The sequence below is a fragment of the Pseudomonas edaphica genome, from assembly GCF_005863185.1.
GTDB classification, from domain to species: Bacteria; Pseudomonadota; Gammaproteobacteria; order Pseudomonadales; family Pseudomonadaceae; genus Aquipseudomonas; species Aquipseudomonas edaphica.
The window spans coordinates 1-5074 of the sequence record NZ_VBVZ01000458.1; the positions used below are offsets into that span (position 1 = coordinate 1).

The 5074-nt window shown below is 62.5% G+C and carries 6 protein-coding genes; 3 read left to right on the forward strand and 3 right to left on the reverse strand.

The window, feature by feature from the left end; genetic code table 11:
* Positions 1 to 153: 153 nt before the first annotated feature.
* A complete protein-coding gene (locus FEM54_RS24095) occupies positions 154 to 1074 on the reverse strand; it encodes a FecR domain-containing protein (protein ID WP_138453394.1) in 921 nt (306 codons plus the stop codon).
* Positions 1071 to 1589, reverse strand: coding sequence for a sigma-70 family RNA polymerase sigma factor (locus FEM54_RS24100; RefSeq protein ID WP_138453395.1), 519 nt, complete (start codon positions 1587 to 1589; stop codon positions 1071 to 1073). The genes FEM54_RS24095 and FEM54_RS24100 overlap by 4 nt, the downstream gene beginning before the upstream one ends.
* A 173-nt stretch (positions 1590 to 1762) precedes the next feature.
* On the opposite strand from FEM54_RS24100, the gene FEM54_RS24105 reads away from it, so the two are divergent.
* Both FEM54_RS24105 and FEM54_RS24110 read left to right on the forward strand, forming a co-directional pair.
* Positions 1763 to 2728: a threo-3-hydroxy-L-aspartate ammonia-lyase gene (locus FEM54_RS24105; protein ID WP_138453396.1), complete on the forward strand. Its 966-nt coding sequence runs from the start codon at positions 1763 to 1765 to the stop codon at positions 2726 to 2728.
* Positions 2725 to 3105 carry a RidA family protein gene (locus FEM54_RS24110; protein WP_017135456.1) on the forward strand — a complete coding sequence of 127 codons (381 nt, stop codon included), beginning with the start codon at positions 2725 to 2727 and terminating at the stop codon, positions 3103 to 3105. The genes FEM54_RS24105 and FEM54_RS24110 overlap by 4 nt, the downstream gene beginning before the upstream one ends.
* On the opposite strand, the gene FEM54_RS24115 is transcribed toward FEM54_RS24110, so the two are convergent.
* A complete protein-coding gene (locus FEM54_RS24115; protein WP_017135455.1) occupies positions 3093 to 3719 on the reverse strand; it encodes a helix-turn-helix transcriptional regulator in 627 nt (208 codons plus the stop codon). The two genes, FEM54_RS24110 and FEM54_RS24115, sit on opposite strands and share 13 nt — an antisense overlap.
* Positions 3720 to 3789: 70 nt before the next feature.
* On the opposite strand from FEM54_RS24115, the gene FEM54_RS24120 reads away from it, so the two are divergent.
* Entirely contained in the window at positions 3790 to 4893 is a 1104-nt protein-coding gene (locus FEM54_RS24120) for a DSD1 family PLP-dependent enzyme (protein WP_138453397.1), read from the forward strand.
* Positions 4894 to 5074 lie beyond the last annotated feature (181 nt).

Below are 5074 nucleotides of genomic sequence, written 5' to 3' on the forward strand. Positions count from 1 at the left end.
TAAGAGACAGGTCTTTGACCGAATTGCAGCGCGCGCATGTGATTTAGGTCCCTGGAAATGGATTAACTTCCTGTGGCAAGCAGGACTGTTATGCCAAGCCCACCTGTTGTGGCAAGCCTCTGCCACTAGGAGCCTGATGGCCAGCGTGAAGCGTCAAGCCAGGGTTCGGCTGAGTGTCACCCAATACCGCGTGCGCGCTCGCACCTCAAACCCCAGGGTCTGGGCCAGCAGTGTGAGGATGCGGTCGGTGTCATCCAGGCGAAAGCTGCCGGTGACCCGCAGAGTTTCCAGGCTCGGGTCCCAGCGCAACACGCCAGGGCGGTAACGTTCCAGCTCACGCAGGAAATCCCCAAAGGGTTGGTTCTGTGCGGTCAATACACCGTCACGCCAGCCCAGTTGCTGCACATCAAACGCCGCCCTGGCACTCAGCCCGTGAGGCTTTAACGAGGCTTGCTGACCGCTGTTCAACGTCGTCAATTGCCCGGCCAGATCACGCACCTGCACCGCGCCCTTGAACACCGACACGCGGCAGCCGGACGCCAATTGCCGTACGCACACTTCAGCCTGGCTCACCTCTACCTGGCCGTAGCGCGTGTGCACACTGATCGCTGCCGCGCCCGGCACCGTCAGCGCCAACTCGCCGTCCACCAGCGTGATGCGCCGCTGTGCCAGGTCAACATCCACCGCCGTCGCCGTGTTGAGTTGCAAGCTGCTGCCATCGGCCAACGGCAGGCGTTTGCGCTCGCCGGTGGCGGTGTGCAAATCAGCCCGCCATGCCTCGATGGGCAACTGACGGCTGATCAGCCAGGCGGTCGGCACCAGCGCCGCTACGCCAAAGGCCCGCTTGAGCAACGCACGTCGCCCCGGTTGCGGGCGGTCGAGGCTGGCCATCGCCACGGCCTGGGGCAAGTCACGCAAGCGCTGGCGCAGCGATTGGGCTTTCTGCCAGGTCTGTTCGTGCTGAGGGTGGCTGTCGCGCCAAGCCTGCAAATTGGCGTGGTCACGCTCGGTGGCCGCTCCGGACTCCAACAACGCCAACCACTGCGCCGCAGCACGCGCCACCTCGTGACTCATAGGGCCACCAACAGGCAATGTTCATAGGCCTGGGCCATGTAGCGCTTGACCGTGCGCTCAGAGACGTCGAGCCGCTCGGCAATTTCGCGATAACCCAGGCCTTCCAACTGGCTCCACAGAAACGCGCGCCGCACCACCCGCGGCAAACCGTCGAGCAACTCATCCAGAGCGTGCAAGGTCTCCAGCACCAGCCAGCGTTGCTCGGGCGACGGCACGCAGGTTTCGGGCAAATTCGCCAGCGCCTTCAGATAGGCTTGCTCAAGGCTGCGGCGCTGATGAAAGTTGGCCAGCAAACGCTTGCCGACCGTCACCAGATACGCCCGTGGCTCCTGCATCTGCGCAATCGGCTGGGCACTGGCCAGCACCCGCACAAAGGTGTCCTGGCTCAGGTCCGCCGCATCCCAGGCATTGCCCAGGCGCCGCCGCAACCAGCTTTCGAGCCAGCTGCGATGGTCGCGGTACAAACGCGACAGGGTCATTTCGCCAGTGTGGGTCGGGGCAACAGCATCAGTCATGAAAAGCAACCTGCGCAGCGCGAGTGAGTCTCAAATGAGATTCATTCTATTTAATATCGCTGCTGATCACCACGCTCTTTTCAACATTGCGTTTATGCACTGGGTGACAAGCCGACCTTTACTATTTGTCTTGATATAGATATTTTATCCAAGTCCGCCCACGAGGTCCGCCCATGCAATTGCCTGACTATTCAGATGTCGTCGCCGCCGCCCAACGCCTGCAAGGCTTTGCCCATCAAACGCCGGTGTTTACCTCACGCACCCTCGACGCTGAAACCGGTGCCCAGGTATTCATCAAGTGTGAAAACCTGCAACGCGCTGGCTCGTTCAAGTTTCGCGGTGCGTTTAATGCCCTGTCGCAGTTTGACGCACACCAGCGCAAGGCCGGGGTGGTGGCGTTCTCTTCCGGCAACCATGCTCAGGGTATTGCGCTGGCCGCCCAATTGCTCGGCATGCCGGCGACCATCGTGATGCCCGCCGACGCGCCCGCCGCCAAGGTCGCCGCCACCCGGGAATATGGCGCCAGCGTGGTGCTGTATGACCGCTTCAACGAGGACCGTGAGCAAATCGGCCGCACCTTGGCGGTTGAGCATGGCATGACGTTGATCCCGCCTTACGACCACCCACACATCCTCGCCGGCCAAGGCACGGCCGCCAAGGAACTGCTGGAATTCACCGGCCCTCTGGACGCCCTGTTCGTCGGCCTGGGCGGTGGCGGCATGCTCTCGGGCACCGCGTTGTCGACCCGTGCGCTGGCACCCGATTGCCAGCTGTTTGGCGTTGAACCCGAAGCAGGCAATGACGGCCAGCGTTCATTCCAGACCGGCAGCATCGTGCACATCGACACCCCGGCGACCATCGCCGACGGTGCGCAAACCCAACACCTGGGCAACTACACCTTCCCGATCATCCGCGACAAGGTGACCGACATCCTCACCGTCTCCGACGCGCAATTGGTGGCCTCGATGAAGTTCTTTATGCAACGCATGAAAATGGTGGTCGAACCCACCGGCTGCCTGGGCCTGGCGGCGTTGCGCCAGCTGGGCGAGCGGTTCAAGGGCCAGCGCGTGGGCATTATCGTCACTGGCGGCAATGTCGACATCCCGCGCTACGCCGCGTTGCTCAGCGAGGCGTCATGAACATCATCCACACCGAGGCCGCCTCGGCGCCCGCCGGGCATTACTCCCAGGCCGTCAGCCACGGCGACACGCTGTATATCTCCGGGCAATTACCGGTAAGCCCGCAGGGGCGCCACAACCTTGAAGCATCGTTTGCCGAACAGGCCCAGTTGGCACTGGCTAACCTGCTGGCCATCTTGAAAGCCGCCGGCGGCTCGCCCCAGGATCTGGTGAAGGTCACGGTGTATGTGGCCGGGGTTCAGCATTGGCCGCAATTCGACCGTATTTACGCCGCCGCGCTGGGCGAGCATCGCCCTGCCCGCGCGGTGGTGCCGGTGCCCGAGTTGCACCACGGTTATCTGGTGGAGATTGAAGCTGTGGCGCGCTACTTGGCGTAGGTGTAGACCGCCGCCCGTGACACGCCCAGGTGCGCGGCCACGGTCTCCATGGCCCGGCGAATGTCCATGCAGCCCGAGTCCTTGAGCTCTTGCAGCAACAGCCGTCGATCCGCCGCCTTGAGCGCGCGCGGGGTGGTGGCCAGGCGTGCGGCGAACTGGTCGATGCGGGTGCGAATCACATCGGCGCCGGACGGCTCCAGGGATTCGATAAGGGTGTCGCCAGTGACCGAGCCAAATTGCTCAAGCATGCCCTGCAGGCCACGAAACAATGAGAGATCGACGTTCATGCACAAGGCCGCGACGTACTTGCCACTGGTGTCCTTGATGCCGATCGAGGTGCTTTTGACCTGGCGCCCATCGCTGAATTGGTTGCGGTAGTTGGCAATGATCTGCGGATAGTCGGGGTCGGCAATCCGCGCCAGGCCCAACTCGGTGGTCGGGTCGCCCGGCGAGCGCCCGGAGAGGTTGTTATGGATCGCCAGGATCGCCTGCTGCGGGTCGCGCAAATCGTGCAGCACGACCTCACAGAACGGGCTGAAGGTTTTGCTCAAGCCTTCGGCAATCTGTTCGAGCTGGCTGATCAGGGTGGTTTCTTCGGGAGAGGTCTTTTTCATGCAAGACAACATATCCAGTCCTGGACAGGCCGTCAATTTGGCCGCTGTCCGCCCTTGTGGAGCGTTAACCATGGACACCCCAGCAGCATTGCTAGACAGCGTGAAAATGCAGCGCAACATCCAGCGCATGCAACAGCGTGCCGACAGCCTGGGTGTGCATTTGCGCCCCCATGTCAAAACCCACAAGTGCGCCGAAGTGGTGGCCGCGCAGATAGCGGCCGGTGCCCGTGGCATCACCGTATCGACGCTCAAGGAAGCCGAATATTTCTTTGAGCTGGGCATCCAGGACATCCTCTACGCCGTCGCCATGGCCCCGCACAAACTGCCCCAGGCCCTGGCGCTGCGCCGCCGGGGTTGCGCGCTGACGCTGATCACCGACAGCCTCGCCGGCGCCCGGGCCATCGTCGATTTCGGCGCCGCGCAGGGTGAAACCTTTGCCGTGATGATCGAGATTGATTGCGACGGCCACCGTTCCGGGGTCAAGCCGCAGGACGCGTTATTGCTCGACATCGCCCAACTGCTCGGTGACAGCCTCGTCGGCGTATTGACCCACGCAGGGGAAAGCTACGGCCTGGATACGCCTGAAGCGTTACAGGCCATCGCCGAACAGGAACGCGCACGCTGCGTTGAAGCGGCGCAACGTATCCGTGCCGCCGGGATGGCCTGCGATCAGGTCAGTGTCGGCTCCACGCCTACCGCATTGTCAGCCGTGAGCCTTGAAGGCGTGACCGAACTGCGCGCGGGTGTGTATGCGTTTTTTGACCTGGTGATGCACAACATCGGCGTATGCCGCACCGAGGAACTGGCCTTGAGCGTGCTGACCACAGTGATCGGCCATCAAGCGGAAAAAGGCTGGATCATCACCGATGCCGGCTGGATGGCCATGAGCCGGGATCGCGGCACGCAAGCGCAAAAACGCGACTTTGGTTATGGCCAGGTGTGCAATGAGCACGGGGAGTTGATCGACGGCTTGCTGTTGAGCAGCGCCAACCAGGAACATGGCGTGGCGCGGTTCGAAGCGGGCGGCGTGGATGTGGTGACGCAATTTCCGCTCGGTACGCGCCTGCGTATTCTGCCCAATCATGCCTGCGCCACGGGGGCGCAGTTCGGCAACTATAACGCCGTGTTGCACAACGGTGAAGTGCAACGCTGGGAACGCTTGCGCGGCTGGTAGTCGACCTTTCAAGGGCTGCTATAGCCCCTGTGGGAGCTGGCTTGCCTGCGATGGCGGTCTCCCAGTAGCAAATGGGCCAGCTGACCCGACGCTATCGCAGGCAAGCCAGCTCCCACAATTCTGGCTGTATTTCAAATCAAGCTCGATGCGGCTGTCACAGACCCTGTAGGAGCTGGCTGGA

What these genes read in the sequence shown, in the direction of transcription:
- FEM54_RS24120 (WP_138453397.1), top strand. Translation starts at nt 3,790, where the DNA reads ATGGACACCCCAGCAGCATTGCTAGACAGCGTGAAAATGCAGCGCAAC.
- FEM54_RS24095 (WP_138453394.1), bottom strand. Translation starts at nt 1,074, where the DNA reads ATGAGTCACGAGGTGGCGCGTGCTGCGGCGCAGTGGTTGGCGTTGTTG.
- FEM54_RS24115 (WP_017135455.1), bottom strand. Translation starts at nt 3,719, where the DNA reads ATGAAAAAGACCTCTCCCGAAGAAACCACCCTGATCAGCCAGCTCGAA.
- FEM54_RS24110 (WP_017135456.1), top strand. Translation starts at nt 2,725, where the DNA reads ATGAACATCATCCACACCGAGGCCGCCTCGGCGCCCGCCGGGCATTAC.
- FEM54_RS24105 (WP_138453396.1), top strand. Translation starts at nt 1,763, where the DNA reads ATGCAATTGCCTGACTATTCAGATGTCGTCGCCGCCGCCCAACGCCTG.
- FEM54_RS24100 (WP_138453395.1), bottom strand. Translation starts at nt 1,589, where the DNA reads ATGACTGATGCTGTTGCCCCGACCCACACTGGCGAAATGACCCTGTCG.